The following is a 4,101-nucleotide window of genomic DNA, read 5'->3' on the forward strand; positions in this document are numbered from 1 at the left end:
GCCCATGAGGAGACAAAGCAGAGCTATGGTTATATTCGATTAACCAAATACTTACAAGCTCAGGGTATAAAAATGAGTATGTACGCTGTACGTCAGATAAAAGCGCTGAACCACCTGTATTGTAAGCGACACAAGCGTTTTAAAAGGACTACGAATAGTGACCATAATCGAGCGATCTATGAAAACCTGCTGGAGCAACAATTCTCAATGACTAGACCAAATCAAGCATGGTCAAGTGATATTACGTACATATGGACTGTTGAAGGATGGCTGTATTTAGCAGCGGTAAAAGACCTTTACACGAAGCAAGTGGTTGGCTATAGCTTAAATGAGCGCATGACAACACAGCTTGTTTGTAATGCGCTAAATATGGCTATTCACAATCAAAAACCAACCAAAGAACTGATTGTGCATTCAGACAGAGGAAGTCAATATTGCAGCCAGAAATATCGAAATATACTTGAGCAATATGGTTTTCAAGGTTCAATGAGCAAGCGCGGAGACTGTTACGATAATGCACCGATTGAAAGCTTTTGGGGAATACTGAAAAATGAGTTAGTGCATCATTACAACTATCAAACCAGAGAAGAAGCCAAAGCAGATATTATAAAATACATTGAGTTATTTTATAATCATCGAAGAATTCAAAAGGGTTTGGGTTTTAAGACACCAAATCAAATGGCCGAAGACTTTTATAAGTTGGCTGCCTAGAATCTCCCAAGGGAAAGTCTCCTGATAATTCAGCGTATATCAGAGTTTCTAATCTTTTCCATCAAAATAAACAGAAATACCTTGAAATATCAATCCATTCACTTCCACAGAAAAATTAAAATTACCATTTGTTGATTTTATAAAAATACCATTATGAGTCTTTTTAAAAGTTAATTCTTTATAATCATTAAGCAACCACCCATTGATTAAAACATCTCCGGATATTCTACCTTTAGTTTTAATAACAACAGTATTATAATCACCCCCCACACCCCATATTTTTCAACAAGAATATCTGGTTCCTTATTCACATGAAAATCTATATCACAGTAACCCGACAAGTCAATACTAAATCGCCCTATTAATATAGATGAAGTTATATCATCTGAATAAAGTTTCTTTAAAAAAACATTATTACTTATTTCATTAATAAACATAAGTTAACTACCACCTTTAGGTTTAATATTGTAATGCCCATATGTACCAGGAACAGAACCAGTCTTAGTGTTTTCAATCGGTCTAGCATTAATATGTGGTTCTAAACCTTTATTTTTTCTGCCTTCGTATGGCCATAAGTATGTTCTTGAATAACAATTTGTTTACCATCAGTATTTGTATAATGATAGTTTCTTGTAGTAACTGGCTGTCCATCTTTCATGACTTTATTTCCATACCCATCATCTAAATCTTCTCTCGTTATTTTAGGCTGTTGACTTTGAGGAATCTTTGCATCTTGTTTAGCTTTTCTTAAAGCCTCTCTCCTAGATGAAGCATCATAATGATCCTTTTTCATAGGTTGATTAGGGCATGATTTATTCAACCCCAAAGGATCAACCCAATCCACTGGATTAGGTGCATAAGCATAAACATTAAAACCACCCAATAATCCAATCGGATCTTTACTAATAAACCGTCCTACATACGGCGAATAATAACGATAACGGTTGTAATGAAGTCCTGTTTCCCCATCAAAATACTGACCTTGGAAACGGATGTTGTTGCTTATAATCTCTGAATTTTCAAAGAAATCTGACTTAGCTTGTTCAACCTTACATTCGCCCCAAGCTTTATATTGAGCTTTCCAAACAATGGCACCTGTCTGGTTACTCATTTCTTGCGGTGTGCCTAACTGGTCGCAGTGATAAAACCATACATCATCAAAAACTTGGCTTTGTCTTATGGTATTCCACAATGGATCTTTATAAATACTATATGTTTTTTCTGTCCAGTCTTGGGTTTGATGCAGCTCAATTGAGTGATGATACGCCGCTTACAACAAAGGCACGAAACTATCTTTTTCGTAGAAATAGTGTTTAGTTATATCAGCGCTAGATTCATAAGCTAAAGTATCGCCATCCCAACCATAAATAATGTTCTGTTCTTGTCCAGTATGGTGATGCTTACTTCTTTTTTGAATACGTCGGCCTAAAGCATCGTAACGATAATCCGCCGTGTATTGATTGTTTCTACTACGAACAAGACGTCCCAACACATCCCACTCAAGATTTAAATCACCTTGTGATGATTTTTGTCGAATCAGTTGCCCAAAAGTATCATATTGATATTGTTGGTCAAGATATTCCTGCACGACGTTATTAACTAAGCGGTTATAACCAAGACCTTTTTCAGTGGCAGTGTGCTGTGAGGATTGCTCTTTGGTACTGTTATATCGATCTAGAATATTACTTGCCGGGTCAAAATTAAAAGTCTCTTTGCCAAGCTTACTGGTTGCCTCTAATAAACGCCCAACAGGATCATATTTATAGTGAATGGTTCCACGACGTGTATCTTTAATGAGCGTTAACTCACCTGTTTTATCGTAGTGATATAAGCGCTCAATCAATTGGTTGGTATGCTGGATAGCATTATTTTGAGTTTGAGCCTGATAGCCTTTGTCATGCCCACTTAACATTAATTGCTGAGTTAAGCGCCCGACTTCATCATAACGTTGTTGTTGGCTAAGTCCATTTGCATAGTGACGTAATGTCTCTATATGTAAATCATCACGCTCAAAACTAACAACATCTTCGCCATTTAAAGCCATGCCATAGACATGTCCACTTCCATAAGTGAGCCAATCTATTTCTGTCCATCTGGTCGTAATTCGATTATTTAATTCATCTTAGAAATACTCTCTCACATAAAAAAGCCTATCAATTGGATAGGCCACTTATATATCAATAGATCAACTCAAAAAGATAATAGTATTATTGATTTTCCATATCTAAATACCAAATAGTCTCTCCCCAAGAATTATCTTTAATTTCAGGCATGATTTCACCTTTGGTAAAGTATCTCTTCTGCATATTATTAGCTGGGTTATACCGGTAATCCCCCCTAAAAATAAAAGGATCTAAAAGTAGAATTTTCTCTTAAGATACGAGCAGGAGATTCTGCATGAAAACATCTAAATTTACTGACAGTCAGATCATGTCCATCTTGAAACAGGCAGAATCTGGCACACCTGTAGCGACCCTTTGCCGTGAACACGGCATGAGTAATGCTACCTTTTATAAATGGCGTGCCAAATATGGTGGTATGGATACATCATTAATGGCTCGACTGAAAGAGCTAGAAGCCGAAAATACCAGACTTAAAAAGATGTATGCGGAAGAGCGATTAAAGGCCGAAATCATCCAGGAAGCGATGGCAAAAAAGTGGTAAAGCCATCTTGCCGGCGTAAGATGGCACAACAGGCAGTTGCCCAGCATGCCATTAGTATTCGTTTGGCTTGTAAAGCATTTGGCATTAGTGAAACCTGCTACCGCTATCAAGCCAAACTCAGCGATGACAATGCACTCATTGCTGAACAGCTCATTGAACTCACTGAGGAAAATTCCGATTGGGGCTTTGGTTTGTGCTTCTCGTATTTACGGCATGTTGAGAGTTGCTGCTGGAATCACAAGCGGGTTTACCGCATTTACTGTGAGTTGGCACTGAATCTGCGTATTAAACCGAGAAGAAGACTAAAACGGCATGCGCCTGAACCATTGAAAGAACCAATCCGAGAAAATCAGGTTTGGTCATTAGATTTTATGCATGATCAGCTTTCCGATGGTCGCAAGTTTCGATTATTGAATGTGATTGATGATTACCGCCGCGAAGGCCTAGCCATTGAAGCAGGGTTCTCATTGCCCACAATCAGGGTTATTCGTACGTTGAATCAATTGCTGGAGTGGAGAGAAAAACCGTTAGTGATCCGATGCGATAATGGTCCCGAATTTATCAGTCACGAATTTGTGCGCTGGGCTACTGAGCACGGTATTCGTATTGAATATATTCAACCGGGTAAGCCACAGCAGAATGCGTATATTGAACGCTATAATCGGACCATACGTTATAGTTGGCTGAGCAAGCATTTATTTGATACTTTGGATGAAGTACAAGATT

General features: G+C 38.0%; 2 protein-coding genes and 4 pseudogenes. 2 read left to right on the forward strand and 4 right to left on the reverse strand.

Going from position 1 to position 4,101, the window contains the following annotated elements; genetic code table 11:
• Positions 1-711: pseudogene (locus ACINWC141_RS05920) on the forward strand (IS3-like element ISAba22 family transposase); the annotation flags it as partial.
• A gap of 48 nt (positions 712-759) precedes the next feature.
• Here ACINWC141_RS05920 and ACINWC141_RS20485 read toward each other — a convergent pair.
• From ACINWC141_RS20485 to ACINWC141_RS20495, 4 genes and pseudogenes are all read right to left on the reverse strand, one after another.
• Positions 760-981: a hypothetical protein gene (locus tag ACINWC141_RS20485; protein WP_249364762.1), complete on the reverse strand. Its 222-nt coding sequence runs from the start codon at positions 979-981 to the stop codon at positions 760-762.
• 170 nt (positions 982-1,151) lie between these two features.
• A pseudogene (locus ACINWC141_RS20695) lies at positions 1,152-1,369 on the reverse strand (HNH/endonuclease VII fold putative polymorphic toxin).
• A gap of 81 nt (positions 1,370-1,450) precedes the next feature.
• A pseudogene (locus ACINWC141_RS19420) lies at positions 1,451-2,833 on the reverse strand (RHS repeat-associated core domain-containing protein); the annotation flags it as partial.
• Positions 2,834-2,918: 85 nt separating this feature from the next.
• A pseudogene (locus tag ACINWC141_RS20495) lies at positions 2,919-3,035 on the reverse strand (PoNe immunity protein domain-containing protein); the annotation flags it as partial.
• Positions 3,036-3,108: 73 nt separating this feature from the next.
• On the opposite strand from ACINWC141_RS20495, the gene ACINWC141_RS05945 reads away from it, so the two are divergent.
• Positions 3,109-4,101 (forward strand): IS3 family transposase gene (locus ACINWC141_RS05945; protein ID WP_155757871.1). Its coding sequence is split into 2 segments (ribosomal slippage), with 994 coding nucleotides annotated over them: positions 3,109-3,361 and positions 3,361-4,101; the frame shifts between segments, so codons are not numbered across the junction. This gene is flagged as partial in the annotation.

The sequence above is a fragment of the Acinetobacter sp. WC-141 genome (assembly GCF_000313935.1).
In the GTDB taxonomy this organism is placed as follows: Bacteria; Pseudomonadota; Gammaproteobacteria; order Pseudomonadales; family Moraxellaceae; genus Acinetobacter.